This window comes from Rhizobium sp. 25PS6 (genome assembly GCF_032464655.1).
Lineage (GTDB): Bacteria > Pseudomonadota > Alphaproteobacteria > Rhizobiales > Rhizobiaceae > Rhizobium > Rhizobium laguerreae.
On record NZ_JAWDIV010000016.1, the window covers coordinates 96,996 to 114,025 of the forward strand.

The 17,030-nt window shown below is 61.3% G+C and carries 18 protein-coding genes; 13 read left to right on the forward strand and 5 right to left on the reverse strand.

The window, feature by feature from the left end; genetic code table 11:
• The first annotated feature begins 81 nt into the window (after nucleotides 1-81).
• The gene (locus tag RWK44_RS22835) at nucleotides 82-1,446 is read left to right on the forward strand and encodes a putative bifunctional diguanylate cyclase/phosphodiesterase (RefSeq protein WP_131666232.1); all 1,365 of its coding nucleotides are present in this window, start codon (nucleotides 82-84) and stop codon (nucleotides 1,444-1,446) included.
• A 72-nt stretch (nucleotides 1,447-1,518) separates the two neighbouring features.
• Here RWK44_RS22835 and RWK44_RS22840 read toward each other — a convergent pair whose 3' ends face one another.
• The 5 genes from RWK44_RS22840 to RWK44_RS22860 form a co-directional block, all read right to left on the reverse strand.
• Complete coding sequence (locus RWK44_RS22840) at nucleotides 1,519-2,124, reverse strand: PRC-barrel domain-containing protein (RefSeq protein ID WP_316029419.1); 606 nt, start codon at nucleotides 2,122-2,124, stop codon at nucleotides 1,519-1,521.
• Between the two features lie 225 nt (nucleotides 2,125-2,349).
• A complete protein-coding gene (locus RWK44_RS22845) occupies nucleotides 2,350-3,237 on the reverse strand; it encodes an SMP-30/gluconolactonase/LRE family protein (protein ID WP_316029420.1) in 888 nt (295 codons plus the stop codon).
• Nucleotides 3,234-3,875 carry a 2-dehydro-3-deoxy-6-phosphogalactonate aldolase gene (locus RWK44_RS22850; protein ID WP_131666229.1) on the reverse strand — a complete coding sequence of 214 codons (642 nt, stop codon included), beginning with the start codon at nucleotides 3,873-3,875 and terminating at the stop codon, nucleotides 3,234-3,236. The genes RWK44_RS22845 and RWK44_RS22850 overlap by 4 nt, the downstream gene beginning before the upstream one ends.
• 13 nt (nucleotides 3,876-3,888) lie before the next feature.
• Nucleotides 3,889-4,806: a 2-dehydro-3-deoxygalactonokinase gene (locus tag RWK44_RS22855; RefSeq protein ID WP_316029421.1), complete on the reverse strand. Its 918-nt coding sequence runs from the start codon at nucleotides 4,804-4,806 to the stop codon at nucleotides 3,889-3,891.
• Nucleotides 4,806-5,570: an SDR family NAD(P)-dependent oxidoreductase gene (locus RWK44_RS22860; RefSeq protein WP_410056140.1), complete on the reverse strand. Its 765-nt coding sequence runs from the start codon at nucleotides 5,568-5,570 to the stop codon at nucleotides 4,806-4,808. Before RWK44_RS22860 ends, RWK44_RS22855 begins: the two co-directional genes overlap by 1 nt.
• 106 nt (nucleotides 5,571-5,676) lie before the next feature.
• On the opposite strand from RWK44_RS22860, the gene RWK44_RS22865 reads away from it, so the two are divergent.
• The 12 genes from RWK44_RS22865 to RWK44_RS22920 all read left to right on the forward strand — a co-directional run bounded on the left by RWK44_RS22865 (nucleotide 5,677) and on the right by RWK44_RS22920 (nucleotide 17,006).
• The gene (locus tag RWK44_RS22865) at nucleotides 5,677-6,474 is read left to right on the forward strand and encodes an IclR family transcriptional regulator (RefSeq protein ID WP_020048668.1); all 798 of its coding nucleotides are present in this window, start codon (nucleotides 5,677-5,679) and stop codon (nucleotides 6,472-6,474) included.
• Nucleotides 6,471-6,728 carry a hypothetical protein gene (locus RWK44_RS22870; protein WP_020048669.1) on the forward strand — a complete coding sequence of 86 codons (258 nt, stop codon included), beginning with the start codon at nucleotides 6,471-6,473 and terminating at the stop codon, nucleotides 6,726-6,728. The genes RWK44_RS22865 and RWK44_RS22870 overlap by 4 nt, the downstream gene beginning before the upstream one ends.
• Nucleotides 6,728-7,462: a helix-turn-helix transcriptional regulator gene (locus RWK44_RS22875; protein WP_032999143.1), complete on the forward strand. Its 735-nt coding sequence runs from the start codon at nucleotides 6,728-6,730 to the stop codon at nucleotides 7,460-7,462. Before RWK44_RS22870 ends, RWK44_RS22875 begins: the two co-directional genes overlap by 1 nt.
• Before the next feature lie 541 nt (nucleotides 7,463-8,003).
• On the forward strand, nucleotides 8,004-9,182 hold the full coding sequence (locus tag RWK44_RS22880; protein ID WP_168284070.1) for an Mrp/NBP35 family ATP-binding protein: 1,179 nt from the start codon (nucleotides 8,004-8,006) through the stop codon (nucleotides 9,180-9,182).
• Between the two features lie 386 nt (nucleotides 9,183-9,568).
• Nucleotides 9,569-10,546: a magnesium transporter CorA family protein gene (locus RWK44_RS22885; RefSeq protein ID WP_316029422.1), complete on the forward strand. Its 978-nt coding sequence runs from the start codon at nucleotides 9,569-9,571 to the stop codon at nucleotides 10,544-10,546.
• Nucleotides 10,547-10,564: 18 nt separating this feature from the next.
• Entirely contained in the window at nucleotides 10,565-12,463 is a 1,899-nt protein-coding gene (locus RWK44_RS22890; RefSeq protein WP_131642881.1) for a potassium transporter Kup, read from the forward strand.
• A 433-nt stretch (nucleotides 12,464-12,896) separates the two neighbouring features.
• Nucleotides 12,897-14,090 (forward strand): cell wall hydrolase, encoded by a 1,194-nt coding sequence (locus tag RWK44_RS22895; RefSeq protein WP_221954307.1) that lies wholly within the window; start codon nucleotides 12,897-12,899, stop codon nucleotides 14,088-14,090.
• A gap of 271 nt (nucleotides 14,091-14,361) precedes the next feature.
• Complete coding sequence (locus RWK44_RS22900) at nucleotides 14,362-14,700, forward strand: AtpZ/AtpI family protein (RefSeq protein ID WP_077976599.1); 339 nt, start codon at nucleotides 14,362-14,364, stop codon at nucleotides 14,698-14,700.
• Between the two features lie 62 nt (nucleotides 14,701-14,762).
• On the forward strand, nucleotides 14,763-15,515 hold the full coding sequence (locus RWK44_RS22905; protein WP_077976598.1) for a F0F1 ATP synthase subunit A: 753 nt from the start codon (nucleotides 14,763-14,765) through the stop codon (nucleotides 15,513-15,515).
• A 67-nt stretch (nucleotides 15,516-15,582) separates the two neighbouring features.
• Nucleotides 15,583-15,810, forward strand: a complete 228-nt coding sequence (locus tag RWK44_RS22910; protein ID WP_003545854.1) for a F0F1 ATP synthase subunit C — start codon at nucleotides 15,583-15,585, stop codon at nucleotides 15,808-15,810.
• Between the two features lie 77 nt (nucleotides 15,811-15,887).
• Nucleotides 15,888-16,511: a F0F1 ATP synthase subunit B gene (locus RWK44_RS22915; protein ID WP_077976597.1), complete on the forward strand. Its 624-nt coding sequence runs from the start codon at nucleotides 15,888-15,890 to the stop codon at nucleotides 16,509-16,511.
• 3 nt (nucleotides 16,512-16,514) lie between these two features.
• Nucleotides 16,515-17,006: a F0F1 ATP synthase subunit B gene (locus RWK44_RS22920; RefSeq protein WP_012756242.1), complete on the forward strand. Its 492-nt coding sequence runs from the start codon at nucleotides 16,515-16,517 to the stop codon at nucleotides 17,004-17,006.
• Nucleotides 17,007-17,030 lie beyond the last annotated feature (24 nt).

Consider the following 17,030-nt stretch of genomic DNA (forward strand, 5'->3'; position numbering starts at 1 on the left):
CTATGCCGCTGATTTACTATCGAATTGTTAAGACCTGCCGGTCATTCTTCTGCATGGCTCCGGAGGAAAGCTCGGGTTTGGATGATGAAATCGGCGGACATAGCTTTCTTGACCGTCGGTCAGAATGAGCTTCAGGCGATGGCCTATACCGATCCGCTGACTGGATTGGGCAACCGCAATCGCATGCGGGACAAGGTCTTGCAGATCTCCGCCGAGCGCGCCAGCGATCCGGCGCCCTTCACCATCGGCATCGTCAACCTCGACAGTTTCAAGCCGATCAACGATCTGTTCGGCTCGACAGCCGGCGATGAAATCCTCTGCCAGGTCGCCCATCGTCTCAGGGCCTGCATTCCTGACGGCGCGCTGGTCACCCGCCACGATGGCGACGAATTCGCCTTCGTGCTGCCGTTGATCTTCGAGCGGGCGAGTGCCGAGAAGTTCGGCCAGATGATCCGCGAGGTGCTGTCGGCGCCTTATGACCTCGGCGACCGCAACGTTCGTCTTTCCGCCTCCCTCGGCTTTTCCATCTATCCCTTTGCCGGAGAGGATTGCGAGGAGCTGCTGAAGAGCGCCGAAACCGCCCTCTACCGTTCCAAGCGTCGCGGCCGCGGCCAGATCACCGTCTATTCGCGCGAGATCGCCCAGGAAATGAAGCGCGCGACGCAGCTGGAGCAGGCGCTCAGAAATGCCATCATCTCCGACGCGATCGACGTGCATTTCCAGCCGATCGTCTCGCTGTCCAACAATCAGGTCGTCGGCTTCGAGGCGCTCGCCCGCTGGAACGATCCCGATCTCGGCTTCGTGTCGCCCGGCGTCTTCGTGCCGCTGGCCGAGGAGCGCGGCTTCATCGACGCGCTGTCGGAGGCGCTGCTGCGCAAAGCCGCCGAGGCAGCGCTCTCTTGGCCGCGCGAACTCTTCCTGTCGTTCAATCTTTCCTCGGCCCAACTGATGGATCCGGGCACGAGCAGCAGCGTCCTGTCGATCCTCGGCCGCGTCGGCTTCGATCCGCATCGCCTGGAGCTGGAGATCACCGAGACGGCGGTGATGAGTTCGGCCGATACCGCTCACCGCATCATCGCCGATCTGCGCGCCGCCGGTGTACGCATCTCGCTCGACGATTTCGGCACCGGCCAATCGAGCCTCGGGCGCCTGCGCGACTTCATCTTCGACAAGATCAAGATCGACCGCGCCTTCGTCTCGCGCATCAATTCCGATCGCGCCTCCGAACACATCATCAAGGCGATCCTCACCATGTGCGAGGGCTTGGAGCTGGAAGTCGTAGCGGAAGGCATCGAGGATTATGCCGAGGCGGTGAAATTGCGCGCACTCGGCTGCGGCATGGGCCAGGGCTATCACTTCGGCCGTCCGGCCGACGGTATCGCCACGCTGCGCTTCCTGCACGAAAACTATTACGATCCGACCATGGCGGAGCGTGCCAGCGCATAAAACGATGGCGCCGCATAAAAACGATGGCGCCCCTAAGAGCGCCATCGCCTACGCTATGCTACCGCGCACGGATTACTTAGGCGTGGTCGAGCCAGTCGCCGTGGTATCGGTGCCGGTCGCAGCCGGAGCCTTTTCGGCCGCCAGCATTGCCAGCGTCTTGAACTCGGGGGCGGCCTTCAGCGATTCAGCCGTTTCGCTGGTCGTCAGCTTGACGCTGCCGTCCTGGGTATTCTGCGCGACGGTGATCTTTTCCATCGGCACGGCGACGTTCTTTTCGCCGATCCCGAGGAAGCCGCCGACGCCAACGATTGCGGCAACCATGCCGCCATCCTTCTTGAGGATCAGGTCGTTGACGCTTCCGATGCTTTCATTGTTGCCGTTATAGACCGACTGGCCGATATAGGTGTTGGCGCTGATCTGGTCCGGAGCCTGCTCCGTCAGATAGGCGGCCTGAGCCGTATCTGCCGTCGGTGCCGGGGCCGGAGCCTGTGCGGCATCGCCTGCGGGCTTGGTGACATCGGGCGTCATCGGCTTAGGTGCTGCCGGATCGGCGGGAGCCGTCTGGGCCGGAGCGGCGGGATCCGCCGGCTGCGGCGCCGTCTGCGAAAATGCCGCCGGTGCGAAAGCCGTGGCAAACAACGCGCCAGCGGCAACGGTCGTCAAGAGTTTGCGTGTCATTTCGAACCTACCTTCGTTTTTCCCTGGAGTGATCGCTGACCCGGCAACGTCTGCGTGATTGCCGCGCCGGTTCGAAGGGAAAATGACTGGTGGGCCGATTGGTTCCGGTTGAAAACACGGAAAATTTCTCGATTCTCACGGAACATTTATCGAAGACCGCCGCTGAAACGAGAAAAGGCGCCCCCAAATCGGAGAGCGCCTCTGATGGCCTCGGATCCCCTGTGTTCAGATCACATAGACGGGATCGAACACGCCCTTGACGTCGATGCCGAGTTCCAGCAGCGCGCCGGCACTCGGCTGGGCCGAACGGGCATCCTCATCCAGCCCTTCCCAGGCGGTCGTCACCGCCAGGCGGTCGGCATTGACGCCGATGAAGGCGGGGCAGGAGGGCTGGACGGCGGGAACCGTGTAGCGCGAGATGCGCAGGCCATCGGGATTATAGCGGTCGACGACGCCCGCACCCCAGCGTGCATTCCAGATATAACCGTCGGCATCGACCACCGAACCGTCGATGTCGCCGGGTTCGTTCATGCTGTCGACCAGTACGATCGGCTCGCCCGAGGGCAGGCCGGTCAACGGATCGACCATGACGCGCATCAGCCGGTTGATGCGGGAGTCCGTATAATAGCCGATCGTGCCATCAGGCGAGAAGCAGATCGAATTCGGGATGCTGATGCCGTTGAAGATCTTCGTCACCTTGCCGCCCGCGACATGATAGATGGCGCCGGCCTGATTTTCTGCCCGTTTGCTCATCGTGCCGATCCAGAGCGCACCGGAAGGATGGGTGCGGCCGTCGTTCGAACGGTTTTCCGGCCTGTCGTTTTCAAGCGCGGCATAGAAGGTGAGGTTGCCGTTTGCCACATCGCGCACGAAGAGCCCTTCCTCTGTCGCGATCAGCTGACGTCCGGCGTCGATGCGGGCCAGCACACTCGCCATCACAGGCAGCGGGTGTACCTTTTTCTCGCTCGTCGAAAGATTGAGCTCGTGCAGTTCCTTGCCGAGAATGTTGAACCACCAGACGGTGTCGCTGTCCGGATCATAGGTCGGGCCTTCGCCGAGAACGGAATTCGTGTTGCAAAGGGTCTTGCCCTCGAACTCATAAATATCGGTCATACGTTCACGCTCCCAATGGCTGCATCATAGGCGTAAATGGTCGCCTTGGCGCGCTCGGCAACCTCTGATGCGGTCATTCCCGGCTTGTAGATGCTGGTGCCGAGGCCGAAGGCGAAGATGCCGGCCTTGGTGTAATCGCCGAAATTCTTGTCCGACACACCGCCGACGGCGGCAATCGTCAACTCCGGCGGCAGGATTGCCCGGATCGCCGTGATGCCGGAAGGACCGAGCACACTGGCCGGAAAGAATTTGAGACCGGTGGCGCCGGCGCGCGCAGCCGCCAGCGCCTCGGTCGGCGTAAAGACGCCCGGCATCGTCACCATGCCGTATTCGCGCGCCCGGATGATCACCTCAGGCTCGACATTCGGGGTGACCAGCAGCTTGCCGCCGGCTGCATGCAGGCTGTCGACCGCCTCGATGGTCAGCACTGTGCCGGCGCCGATCAGCACCTCGGGCGGCGCCATCTTCGCGGCGAGCTCGATGGATTTGAACGGTTCCGGCGAGTTGAGCGGGATCTCGATCGCCGTCAGGCCGTTTTCGATCAAGGCGCCGACGACGCTTTCGGTCTCGTCAGGCCGGATGCCGCGAAGGATGGCGATCAGCGGACGCTTCATGTCGGGGAAGGGGATACGGTTCATCGTGTCAGCTTTCTCAATTCGGCCAGATGGCTTCGGCGGCGGCCGAAAGCCCGCGGCGCACGGCAGCGTCGGCGTCTATGGCGGTGAAGGCAAGGGAGAGGGTTCTAAAGGCCTGTTCGTAGAGTGCCTGCAGGCGCCCGGAGGCGACGAGGGTGATGGTGGTGCCGTTTGCCGCATCCTGCAGCGCCCCGGCGATTTCGAGGCCGATCAGCGTACCGGAAAGCCGGGCTTGTGCGGCAGCGGCGGATATGCCGTGCAGGAGCTGGCCGGAACGGGCGGCAAAGAGCAGGTTGGAGGCAAGGGCCGGGCGTGTGAAAGCGGCCGAGACCGCGGCCTCGAAGGCCGCCGCATCCGCCGGCTGCTCTTCCGCACCGGCCACGGCATGCGAAAGGATCGTGTGTTTGCTGATGACGTCGAAAAGCTCGCCGGTCATGAAGGTCGAAAAGCCGGTCACCTTGCTGTCCGTCACATGCACCCATTTCGAATGCGTGCCGGGCATGCAGACCGCCTGCGCGCCTGAGCTTGCGCGGCCGAGCGCGCCGAGAAGCTGGGTTTCCTCGCCGCGCATGACGTCGGGCCTCGCCATATCCCGCTGGGCAAGGCCCGGCAGGATGCGGATGTCGCGGCTTTCGCCGGGCACGGAGACCGCCCCGGTCAGGATCGAGGCGAGCGGCGCCGGCACTTCGATGTAACCGGCCTCGACCCAGCCCTGCCTGGCGCCGGCCATGCCGCAGACGATCACCGGCAGGTTTTCCGGCGCCTCGATGGCGGCGAGATGGCCGGCAAGCACCGCGGAAAAGCCGGTCTTTGCCGCGCTCGTCATGCCTTCGCCGCTGCGGCGTTCGGCAAGCACGGTGCCGTCCCTGCCGATCAGCCAGAGCCGGAAACTGCTGGTGCCCCAGTCCACCGCGACATAAGCGGGATTTGTCATTACAGAACGCCTCCATCGACAATCAGGGACTGGGCGGTCATCGCCGCCGCACAGTCGGATGCAAGAAACAGGCAGGGACCGACGATCGCATCGGGTTTGAGCGCAACCTTCAGGCACTGATCCTCGACCGAGCGCGCAATGCTTTCCTCGGTGAGCCAGTGCTGCATCTGCCGCTCTGTGACCACCATGCCGGGCAGGATGCAGTTGACCCGGATGTTCTCCGGCCCGAGCCTGCCCGCCATACTCTTCGTCAGCCCGACGACCGCTGCCTTCGCGGCCGCATAGGCGGGAAAACCGCCCATGTTCAGCTTGAAGGCGATTGACGACATATTGATGATCGCCCCGCCGCCGGCCGTCCGCATCGACGGCACGACTGCCTGCGAGGCGAAGAACACATGCTTGAGGTTGACCGCCTGGTTGTTGTCCCAATAGGCCTCGGTCACCGCGTCGAATTCATGGCGGTCGTCCCAGGCGGCATTGTTGACCAGCACGCGGATCGGCCCTGAATCGGCAATGACGGTATCGACCGTGCGCCGGATCGCCTCGATGTCGCGCACGTCGGCATGGTGAAAGGAGACCGGATGCGCAGTCTCCCGCGACAGCCTTTCGGCAAGCTCGCGGCCCGCGATCTCGGCGATATCGATGAACGAGACCTTGGCGCCCTGGCGCGCGAAACCTTCGACGATCGCAGCACCGATGCCCGATCCGCCGCCGGTCACCAGCACGGCTCGGTCTTTGAATTCGGGAAATTGTGCTGCCATCATGGTCACCGTCGCCTCCCAACGTCTGCTGTTCCATTATTTGGAACTTAATTTGACTATATGGAATTATCGAATTACACTGCCCTTTCTGTCAAGGGCGGACAAGGTGATGAATTCAAACGGCGAAAGCGCGGCACAGACACGCGAGACCGGCACGCTCGGCAAATTGATGGTTCTGCTCGATCTCGTCACCCATGCCGATGCGCCGCTGCGTTTCACCGATATCCTGGCGCTTGCCGGCCAGCCGCGCGGCACGCTGCATCGCCAGCTCACCCATCTGGTCGAGGAGGGGCTGCTCGAGCTCGATGGCGACGGCCGTTATACGCCTGGCCTGCGCCTGCTCGATTTCGCCGCGCGCAGCTGGGCGCGCAACGAGTTCCGCCTGATTGCCGAACCGCACCTTAGAGATCTGCAGCAGGCGACCGGCGAGACGGTGCATCTCGGCGTTCTGAGAGGGCAGTCGATCATCTATCTCGATAAGGTCGAAGGTCGTCAGCCGGTACGCATGTATTCGCAGATCGGCAATGCCTCGCCCTGTTATTGCACCGGCGTCGGCAAGGCCGCCCTTTCGCTGCTGCCGGCCGAAAGCCTCGTCGATCTGCTTGCCGGCCTGAGCTTCACCAGCTTTACCACCTCGACCCATGTCTCTGCCGAAACGCTGCTTGCCGAAATCCGCGAGATTGCCGATCGGGGTTATGCCTTCGACCGCGAAGAGCATGAGGCCGGCATCCGCTGCGTTGCCGCACCCATCTGGTCGGAGGATCGGACCTTTATGGGTGGCATTTCGATTACCGGCCCGGCCTATCGCTTGTCGATGGAACTTCTGCACCAATGGTCCGTTCCGGTGCAACTGGCGGCTGCGAGTATCATGGAAGGCATGCGCGTCCGTCTCGGTCCGCGCCGTTGACAGAAGATCGCCGTCGGCCACTGCTGGACGTCATCGCAGAGCATGCTTATGATAAGCGCGATATTGAGATTTTCCGGCGAATCACCACAACTAGAACGGTCCGCGAAATCTACAACCATTCACCGGCCGAAACGCTCAACGCCGAAGCCGATTCCAACCAGCGATCGTCGTTCCCCGATGCAATCGAAACACCCATAGCGGGCAGGTTTCGCAAACGGTTTGCCGGCCGCTGTGCCGAAAATGAAGAAATGTGATGGCACCCTTGTCGCAAACATCCACGGAAGAAGACGATTATGTTCAGGAAATAGCGGGCCTGAAAACCCAGTTCGATATTTTCCGTTTCATGAAACGGGTGACGGAAGCCTATCGCAGCCGTGCCTTCATGGTTCTCAACCTGCCGCCGATCACCTCTTTCGATCTTCAGGGCAGCACTGTCATCACCAGCTGGCCGGCCGAGCTTCTGGCCCTCTACGACCAGGAGGGCCTGATGGTGAACAGCCCGGTTCTCCGGCGGCTCAGAACATCCGCGCGACCCTTCTTCTACGACATGTCACGACATAACCTGTCGCGGGACGACGGCAAGTCCAATCTCGTCGCCTCCCTGTTCGAACGTTTTAAGATGATGCGCTGCGCCTACTTCCCGACACATGACCCCTCCGGCCTGCGCGGCGCCGTCTCTTTTGCCGGCGACCGCGAACCCTTCAGCGCGGCAGAGATGCGCGAACTCTCCTACATCGCCATCCACGTCTTCGACAGGCTTGCCGAGATCCGCAACCTCGATACGCGCATGACGGACACGCTGACCGACCGCGAGATCGATTGCCTCAACTGGACGGCGGCCGGCAAGACCAGTGCTGAAATCGCCGAAATCCTCACCCTGTCCGAGCACACGGTCAATCACTATCTCAACCGCGCCACCAAGAAGCTCGACACGGTCAACCGCACCCAGGCCGTCGCCAAGGCGCTGCGCATCGGCCTGATCAAATAAGTTGCAAAAAACAACCGACTGCTTTCGAAGCCGCCCAGCGCGTAGGCAAGTCTTTCCCGCTGAGGGGCTGCCGCAAGCGCTTTTGCGCTCTTTTTTCTGATTTTCCATCTGGCACGCTTTCTGCATCTCTTCTGCGAGAGGTCCAGAGGGGACTTTGAGACCAGCGCCAGCAAATGGCGCGGCCGACACACCGCTGCCCGACGCCGATGCCGCTTTTCTCCCGGCCCTTCGGTGTCGGCGGCGGTTGTTGCGTTTTGGCACCGCTTCTTTCCCGGCTGCCTGCGATTTTCCCTTCCTCGTTCACTTTTCGCTGGTCTTTTTTTCGGCTTGCTCTAGTTCGCCCCGGATTGCGCCGGTTCTCGGGGAGACCGTTGCGGCCATCAGGGCGAAAGCCCGGCGGACTTGATGGCCGCAACGGACTGCCAATTCTCCCCGGCGCCTTTTTGCGCGCCGGCAATCGATTTCCCTCCCGATGATTTTGTTTGGCGAAGGCTTCCGTCTCCACTATTTGTGATCTGCAAGAAGAAGCAGTGAGGGTGGAATGGCCGACGTCACCAAGGAACAGGTTCTCGAAACGCTGAAGACCGTGCGTGGACCGGATCTCGAGCACGATATCGTCGAGCTCGGCATGGTCTCCGATGTCTTCATCTCTGACGGCAAAGTTTATTTCTCCATCACCGTCCCGGCCGATCGCGCCAGGGAACTGGAGCCGATGCGGCTCGCCGCCGAGCGCGTCATCAAGGAAATGCCAGGCGTCAAAGGTGCCCTCGTCACACTGACAGCGGACAAGAAGGCGGCTGCCGCCGCTCCGGCTGCCCGCCCTGCGCCGAACCCGCCTCACGGCCATGCCGGCCACGATCACCAACATGATCATGCGGGCCACGCCCACGCTCCTCAACAGCCTTCACGCGCCGGCAAGATCGGTGTGCCCGGCATCGGCGCCATCATCGCCGTCGCCTCGGGCAAGGGTGGGGTCGGCAAGTCGACCACCGCCGTCAATCTCGCACTCGGCCTGCTCGCCAACGGTCTTCGCGTCGGCATTCTCGATGCCGATATCTATGGTCCCTCGATGCCGCGGCTGCTGAAGATATCGGGCCGCCCGACGCAGATCGACGGCCGCATCATCAATCCGATGGAGAATTATGGCCTCAAGGTCATGTCGATGGGTTTCCTCGTCGACGAGGAGACTGCGATGATCTGGCGCGGGCCGATGGTCCAGTCGGCGCTGCTGCAGATGCTGCGCGAAGTCGCCTGGGGCGAACTGGACGTCCTCGTCGTCGACATGCCGCCCGGTACCGGCGACGCCCAATTGACCATGGCCCAGCAGGTGCCGCTTGCCGGCGCCGTCATCGTCTCGACGCCGCAGGATCTCGCTCTGATCGATGCCCGCAAGGGCCTCAACATGTTCCGCAAGGTCGAGGTGCCGGTGCTCGGCATTGTCGAGAACATGAGCTATTTCATCGCCCCGGATACCGGCACCCGCTACGACATCTTCGGCCATGGCGGCGCCCGCAAGGAGGCCGAGCGCCTTGGCGTGCCCTTCCTCGGCGAAGTGCCGCTGACGATGAATATTCGCGAAACCTCCGACGCCGGCACGCCGCTCGTCGCCTCCGAGCCGAACGGCATCGTTGCCGGCATCTATCGCGGTATCGCCGCCAAGGTCTGGGAGCAGGTCGCGGGCCAGTCCCAGCGCCCGGCGCCGGCGATCGTCTTCGAATAATGCATGCCGCCCGGCGTGTGAAGCGGTTCCGGGATAACGGCATGATTGGAACAAAGGGCTAAGCCCGCCGTATGAATCACGTACGCTGCCAGGCGCTAACCGGCCCGAATCACCGCAGCGGATACCCCAAATTGTGGGGGAAACGTGGTGAAAAGCCGCGCTTCACGGAAGATGTCTTGATTATTTCACGGCTTTGCTTCATATGCCGCGGCGCCATGATGGCGTTTTGCTGCAGATGCTCAGTGACGGCGGTCTTCGTTTCGAAGAGGCCGGCCCGCCTGCAAGTTCGGAGTTATCTTGTCGATCGAAGGATTGGGAACTGCGATGCGGTCGAGCACAACGCGCATGCCGGCCTTTAAGGTTGGATGCAGGCGGAGAGACGACCGGTGATTACCGCTTACTGTTCCAATTGCAGGTCGGTCGAGATTCGCGATCTGTCGCATGCCGCGTCCTTTCCCGAGGATGTCGTCTGGATCGACATGGTCGAGCCGACCCGCGATGAGGAACTCTATGTCGAGAAGATTCTCGGCATAGAGGTCCCGACCCGCGACGACCTCAAAGATATAGAGCCTTCCGCCCGTCTCTATGTCGAAAACGACGCCGTTTTCATGACCGCCTCGCTGCTCTGGAAGGCTGACACCGACGTGCCGACGCTGACCGATGTGGCCTTCATTCTGGCTGGAAACCGCCTGGTCACCATTCGCTACGCCCATCCCAAGTCCTTTGCACTGTTTATCGCCGCCCTCCACCGTTTGCCGGAAAACTGGCGCAGCGGCGCTGCCCTTCTCGCCAAGCTCTTGGAGACGATCGTCGACCGCACCGCCGAGATCCTCGAGATCTCCGTCTCGCGCATCGACATCTTGTCGACGCATGTCTTCGGCGACCGGGCAAAAAAGGTGCGCAAGCCCTCGAACTATCTTGAGGAGAAGCTCAGGGATATCGCCGGCCATCACCGGATGATCAGCAAGGTGCGTGACAGTCTCGGTTCGCTGTCCCGCCTGCTGACATTCTTTCACACCATCCCGGCGATCCAGCAGGACCGCGAGGCGAAGGAGCTCTGCCGCACCGTTTCCCGCGATATCCAGTCGTTGTCGGAGCATGCTTCCTTCGTCGCCGCCAACATCACTTTCCTGCTCGATGCTTCGCTCGGGCTGATCAACATCGAGCAGAACTCGATCATCAAGATTTTCTCGATTGCCTCGGTGGTGTTCTTGCCGCCGACGTTGGTCGCTTCCGTCTATGGTATGAACTTTCAGGTCATGCCGGAGCTGACCTGGGCCGCGGGTTATCCCTATTCGCTGGCCTTGATGGTGATCTCCGCCGTCATCCCCTTTTTCTTTTTCCGCTGGAAAGGCTGGCTCTGAGGAGCCTGTTAAACCTTCATGTCCGAAGATAGCCATCCGAACGAACGCCATATGACGCCGAAAAAGCTGTTCTATCTCGGGCTGGGTTCCGTCGGTGTCGTCTACGGCGATATCGGTACCAGCCCGCTCTACGCCTTTCGCGAAGCGCTGAAACCGGTGGCCCATGACGGCCTCACCCGTTTCGAAGTCATCAGCCTGATCTCGCTGATGATCTGGGCGCTGACGATTATCGTCACCATTAAATATGTGCTCTTCCTGCTGCGCGCCGACAACGACGGCGAGGGCGGCACGCTGTCGCTGCTTGCCCTTCTGATGAAGACCGCTAACGGCCATACCGCCATGCTGATGTTGCTTGGCCTGATGGGTGCGGCCCTCTTCCTCGGCGATGCGATGATCACGCCGGCTCTATCCGTGTTGTCGGCCGTCGAGGGCCTGAAGCTCGTCACACCCCGCCTCGCGGATTACATAGTGCCGATCTCGGTGGTGATCTTGGCGCTGCTCTTTGTGGTGCAGTCGCGCGGCACCGGCGCCGTCGCGAGGTTTTTCGGCCCGATCACCGCCGTCTGGTTCCTCGTCATGGCGGCCGCCGGCATTTCCCATATCTCCGACGATTACGGCATCCTAGCCGCATTCAATCCCTATTACGCCGTCAGTTTCCTGCTGCATGAGGGCTTTTACGGCGTCGTCGTGCTCGGCGCCGTCTTCCTGACGGTGACGGGCGCTGAGGCGCTCTATGCCGATCTCGGCCATTTCGGCCGCCGCCCGATCCAGTGGGCCTGGTTCCTGTTGGTTTTCCCGGCGCTGACGCTGAACTATCTCGGGCAGGGCGCTCTCGTTCTCGGCAATCCGGCGACGATGTCCGATCCCTTCTATCTGATGTATCCGAAATGGGCGCTGCTGCCGGTCGTCATCCTGGCGACCGCAGCGACGATCATCGCCAGCCAGGCGGTCATCACCGGCGCCTTCTCGATGGTGCGCCAGGGCATCAACCTCGGCTTCCTGCCGCGCATGGAAATCCTTTTCACCTCGGAAACCAATACCGGGCAGATCTTCGTGCCTTCGGTCAATGCCGTGCTGTTCATCGGCGTCATCTTCCTGGTTCTGAGTTTCAAGACATCGGACGCACTGGCGACCGCCTACGGCATCTCCGTCACCGGCGCCATGGTCGTCACCTCGATCATGGCCTTCGAATTCGTCCGCGCCCGCTGGAACTGGTCGCTGCCGGTTGCGGTGATCGCGCTCGTGCCGCTGGTCGTGCTCGAATTGATCTTCCTCGGCGCCAACCTTTTGAAGATCCACGACGGCGGCTATATCCCGATTCTGATCGCTACGGCCTTTACCGTCGTTATGTGGACCTGGCGTCGCGGCACCGCGATCCTGATGGAAAAGACCCGCCATACCGATATTCCGCTCGCCTCCTTCGTCAGCTCGATCGAGCGCAAGAGCGAACATTCGCCGGCCCAGGTTCCGGGCACCGCGATCTTCCTGACCAGCGATCCGGAATCCGCCCCCGCCGCCTTGCTGCACAATCTCAAGCATAACCACGTGCTTCACGACCGCAACGTCATCCTGACGATCCGCACGGTCAACAAACCGCGCGTTCCAAGCCATGACCGTTACAGGGTCGAGCAGATTTCCGAGCGTTTCTCCCGCGTCGAACTGCTGTTCGGCTTCATGGAATCGCAAAACGTCTCGCAGGCCCTGGCGACGCTGCGCAAGACCGGACTGAAGTTCGACATCATGTCGACCTCCTTCTATCTCGGCCGACGCAAGCTGGTGCCGGACGCCAAGTCGGGCATGCCCTACTGGCAGGACCGGCTTTACATCGCTCTCGCCAACGCCGCCGCCAACCCCTCGGATTACTTCCGCTTGCCGGCAAACCGTGTGGTTGAACTGGGCTCGCACGTTATTATTTGAGCTCCCTCTTCTCCCCCAGCGGGGAGAAGGTGGCCCGCAGGGTCGGATGAGGGGCCACACGGTACACCATTCATTGCCCTTCGCTTGCGCTCAGCGCATTCGCGGCTTTGCCGCTCACCCCCTCATCGCCTCGCTATCGCTCCGGCACTTCTCCCCGCTGGGGAGAAGAGGACGGTCGTGGCGCCTTGGTCCCCTTTCTCCGTAGCCGGAGCAAGAGAGATTGGACCAAGTTGCTGTTGCTTCATCATTGACATCCCTTGGGATCGAGGCCGGAGGTGCTGCACCGCTGTTCCCAAACACACGAGATTACCCCTCACATTAGAACATCCAAAACTTCTCACGGTCACATTTCGGCACGGCCTGTTAACCGGACATCAAGGTTAATGCGAGACTTTCAACGGAATGTTCCCGCGTTCCATGCCCGGAGTCCGTGTTGCGTCGAAAGAGCCCTTCCCGTAGCAAGCTGCGTCTCATTCCCGAGAATTGGGTGTCGCCCGTAATCTTCGGTCTCGCCGGCTGGCTGATTTTCCCGAGCGCCGCATCTCATGCCGATCTCGCCGCCATGCTCGCCGGCCTCGATCATGAGGGGGAGAACTGGCGCATGGTGCTGACCAATTCGCCAGCCGGCTCCATCCACCAGGCCGAACTCGCCTTCGCCGAGCCGATGGTGACCGGTTCGATCTCCGCCGGTGCCGGCATGGTGCTGCCCGATGGCCGCAAGGTCGCCTTCAATACCAAGGACAAGGGCACTGCCAAGGATAGGGGCCACGAGGACACGCCGGACGAGGATCGCGTCAACCGTGGCAGCAAGAAAGGCCGCGTCGTCGCCGTGGAGAAGATGCAGCCGCCGAAGGATTTTTCCGCCGGCTCGATCCTCGAGCGCACCAAGATGCTCTTCACCCCGAGCTTCGATCTCAAGGACCGGTCGGCTTTCGTCAAGCCGAAGATCCAGGGCAAGGAAATCGAGATCGCCACATCTTTCTATAAGACACAGCCTGCGGTGACCGATAATGGCGTGCCGGCAATGCTCGCAGGCCTCGTCACCAGCAACAAGGCCGATGTTCTGGCCACCGCCTATGCACCGGCCACACCCGACTATGCCCGCCAATCGCCCTTCGATTCCATCCTGACCGAACAGGACAGCGGCCGCTTCGTTCCGGAGATCGGCCCGCGCGATCACGCCTGGGCCGCAAGCGTGCTGGCGCCGAGCGTCTTTTCCGCCCGAGAACAGCAGTGCCTTGCCTCCGGCATCTATTTCGAGGCGCGTGGAGAATCGGTGAAGGGACAGGCGGCCGTCGCCCAGGTCATCCTCAACCGCGTCCGCAACCCTTCCTATCCGAAGACCATCTGCGGCGTCGTCTATCAGAACGAGGATTGGCGCAACCGCTGCCAGTTTTCCTTCGCCTGCGACAGCATCAAGGACAGGGTGAACTCGGAATATCACTGGCGAGTCGCCCGCGACGTAGCGATGGCTGTGACATCAGGCAAGATCTGGCTGCCGCAGGTGGGTTCGGCGACGCATTACCATGCCGTCTATGTCAGACCAAAATGGGCAAGGACCATGGAAAAGGTCGGCCGCATCGGTCTTCACGTCTTCTATCGCACCTATGGCGGCGGCTGGAGCTGAGATAAATCGCTGGGGCAAGCCGATTTCCGGCCCGCAAAAGCGGATTCTTTCCGTCGAATTTGCGCGATCGACCCGGAGTCGATTTATCTCTTTGATTTGATGGAATTATTTTCTCGCTGGACAGAAGCTGTCTACGCCTTGACTATGCTAATCCCTAAAACTATGTTGCGCGCGACTTCAGAACGGGCCGGAAGGGTCTCAACCTTCGCGTCCGGGGTCCGAATGACCGGGGTAGCGGGAGTGCGGGCGACGGACAGGTGAGGAGAGATCCATGGCGGATGACCGCGAGGAAAGTCTTGAAAAGCGCCGTGCGCAATTGGGAGCGAAACTCGCGACCAAGCGTGTCGAGACGGGACAGGACGAGGCTAGGGAAGCCCGCGCCGAGGTAAGCCGCAAAGGTTATGCCCAGGCGATGAAGCTTTCCAGCGAGTTCATTTCCGCAATCGTCGTCGGTGCTCTCCTTGGCTATCTCCTCGACCGTTTTGTTGGCACGGCGCCTTGGGGTTTGATTGTTCTTCTGCTTCTCGGATTTTGTGCTGGCGTTCTGAACGTGCTGCGTTCTGCGGGGGTGGTGGCCCATCCCCTGGACGACAAGGACGACAAGAAATAAGGACCGGTTCCGGTCCAGTGCAATGACCCCGCGTCCTGCGGGCCAAAGAGAGAGAACAAGCGGTGTCTAACGATCCGACTCATCAGTTCCTGATCCAGAAGATTGTGCCGATCGAAATCGGCGGAGTTGATTTTTCGTTTACCAATGCATCGCTCTTCATGGCCGTTTCGGCTGCCGCTGCCGCAGGCTTCCTCTATTTCTCGACCTCGAACCGCGCCATCGTGCCGGGCCGTTCGCAGTCGGTCGCCGAAATGTCCTATGAGTTCATCGCCAACATGCTGAAGGAAGGCGCCGGCAAGCAGGGAATGAAGTTCTTCCCGCTGGTCTTTTCGCTCTTCATGTTCGTCCTGACGGCCAACCTGCTTGGCATGTTCCCGTATTTCTTCACGGTGACGAGCCAGATCATCGTCACCTTCGCGCTCGCGATTCTGGTTATCGGTACGGTTCTCGTCTACGGTTTCTATAAGCACGGCTTCCACTTCCTGAATGTCTTCGTGCCTTCGGGCGTGCCGGGCATTCTGCTGCCGCTGGTCGTCACGATCGAAATCATCTCCTTCCTGTCGCGACCGATTTCGCTCTCGGTTCGTCTTTTCGCCAACATGCTCGCCGGTCACATCACGCTCAAAGTGTTCGCAGGCTTCGTCGCCTCGCTCGGAACCATGGGTGCTCTGGGTATCGGCGGCGCCGTTCTTCCCCTCATCATGACCGTCGCCCTGACCGGTCTCGAGTTCCTCGTCGCCTTCCTTCAGGCTTACGTCTTTGCGGTGCTGACTTGCATGTACCTCAACGATGCAATCCATCCGGGCGGGCACTAAGGATAACGACATCGACGTCAAAGGGCGTCAGTCATTCGCCGCAACAACCATTTCAAAGGAGTTCAACATGGAAGCGGAAGCAGCAAAGTACATCGGTGCAGGCCTGGCTTGCTTTGGTATGGCCGGTACGGCTCTCGGCCTCGGCAATATTTTCGGCAGCTACCTCTCCGGCGCACTGCGCAATCCGTCTGCCGCTGACAGCCAGTTCGGCCGTCTGGTATTCGGCTTCGCCGTTACGGAAGCTCTGGGCATCTTCTCGCTGCTCGTCGCTCTCCTCCTCCTCTTCGCCGTCTGATATCGGCGAATAGATGGATCACGGCCTGCGACCGCAAGCCGTGATCCTTTGCATTTGCAGTCCACCTGGAGGTGAGCATGTTTTTTGTGACCCCGGCTTACGCTGAGGAAGCACCGGCGGCAGCGACGGGTACGGATGCGCATGCCGCTCCGGCCGCAGGCGAGGTCCATACCGAGACTGGTGTTGCCGAAGGCGAACACGCCCGCGGCCCTTTCCCGCCTTTCGATTCGACGACCTACGCGTCCCAGCTGCTTTGGCTGGTGATCACGTTCGGCGTCTTCTATTTGCTCATGCAAAAGGTCATCGCGCCGCGCATCGGGGCCATCCTCGATCAGCGTCACACGCGCATTTCCCAGGATCTGGAAGAGGCCGGCCGCCTGAAGGCCGAAGCCGACGCCGCCGTCCAGACCTATGAAGGTGAACTGGCCGCCGCCCGCGCCAAATCCAACGCGATCGGCTCCGCCGCACGCGACGCCGCCAAGGCCAAGGCCGAAGAGGAACGCCGCGCTGTCGAGGCGAGCCTTTCGGAAAAGATCAAGGCTGCCGAGCTCCGTATCGGCGAGATCAAGGCCAAGGCCTTCGCCGACGTCGGCACCATTGCCGAGGAAACGGCGGCTGCCGTGGTCGATCAGCTGATCGGCGGTACCGTCGCCAAGGCCGATGTCGCTGCCGCCGTCGCGGCTGCCAAGAAGGAGGCTTGATCGATGGAATTTGCCTTTGACGCGACTTTCTTCGCCTTTGTCGGCCTCGTCCTGTTCCTGGCGCTGGTCGTTTACCTGAAGGTTCCGGGCATGATGGCACGGTCGCTCGACGACCGCGCCGACCAGATCCGCAACGAGTTGGCTGAAGCCAAGCGTCTGCGCGAGGAGGCCCAACACCTGCTCGCCGAATACCAGCGCAAGCGCAAGGAAGCAGAAGCCGAAGCGGCCCACATCGTTGCCGCTGCTGAGCGCGAAGCCGAAATGCTGACCGCCGAAGCGAAGAAGAAGACGGAAGAATTCGTCGCCAACCGCACGGCGCTATCCGAGCAGAAGATCAAGCAGGCCGAGGTTGAGGCGATGAAGGCGGTGCGTTCCGCTGCTGTCGATCTCGCAATCGCGGCCGCTGAAACCGTGCTTGCCAAGCGGGCCGACACCAAAATCCAGTCCGAGCTCTTCGGCAATGCCGTCGGCCAGGTCAAGACGCGGCTGAACTGAGCAGCTTCGAAAAAGAGAAAAGGC

Excerpts from the sequence above, each read along its gene's own strand:
- RWK44_RS22835 (WP_131666232.1), top strand. The coding sequence starts at position 82 with ATGATGAAATCGGCGGACATAGCTTTCTTGACCGTCGGTCAGAATGAG.
- RWK44_RS22920 (WP_012756242.1), top strand. The coding sequence starts at position 16,515 with ATGGAATTTGCCTTTGACGCGACTTTCTTCGCCTTTGTCGGCCTCGTC.
- RWK44_RS22845 (WP_316029420.1), bottom strand. The coding sequence starts at position 3,237 with ATGACCGATATTTATGAGTTCGAGGGCAAGACCCTTTGCAACACGAAT.
- RWK44_RS22840 (WP_316029419.1), bottom strand. The coding sequence starts at position 2,124 with ATGACACGCAAACTCTTGACGACCGTTGCCGCTGGCGCGTTGTTTGCC.
- RWK44_RS22865 (WP_020048668.1), top strand. The coding sequence starts at position 5,677 with ATGAATTCAAACGGCGAAAGCGCGGCACAGACACGCGAGACCGGCACG.
- RWK44_RS22855 (WP_316029421.1), bottom strand. The coding sequence starts at position 4,806 with ATGACAAATCCCGCTTATGTCGCGGTGGACTGGGGCACCAGCAGTTTC.
- RWK44_RS22910 (WP_003545854.1), top strand. The coding sequence starts at position 15,583 with ATGGAAGCGGAAGCAGCAAAGTACATCGGTGCAGGCCTGGCTTGCTTT.
- RWK44_RS22890 (WP_131642881.1), top strand. The coding sequence starts at position 10,565 with ATGTCCGAAGATAGCCATCCGAACGAACGCCATATGACGCCGAAAAAG.
- RWK44_RS22875 (WP_032999143.1), top strand. The coding sequence starts at position 6,728 with ATGGCACCCTTGTCGCAAACATCCACGGAAGAAGACGATTATGTTCAG.
- RWK44_RS22860 (WP_410056140.1), bottom strand. The coding sequence starts at position 5,570 with ATGATGGCAGCACAATTTCCCGAATTCAAAGACCGAGCCGTGCTGGTG.
- RWK44_RS22880 (WP_168284070.1), top strand. The coding sequence starts at position 8,004 with ATGGCCGACGTCACCAAGGAACAGGTTCTCGAAACGCTGAAGACCGTG.
- RWK44_RS22915 (WP_077976597.1), top strand. The coding sequence starts at position 15,888 with ATGTTTTTTGTGACCCCGGCTTACGCTGAGGAAGCACCGGCGGCAGCG.
- RWK44_RS22850 (WP_131666229.1), bottom strand. The coding sequence starts at position 3,875 with ATGAACCGTATCCCCTTCCCCGACATGAAGCGTCCGCTGATCGCCATC.
- RWK44_RS22900 (WP_077976599.1), top strand. The coding sequence starts at position 14,362 with ATGGCGGATGACCGCGAGGAAAGTCTTGAAAAGCGCCGTGCGCAATTG.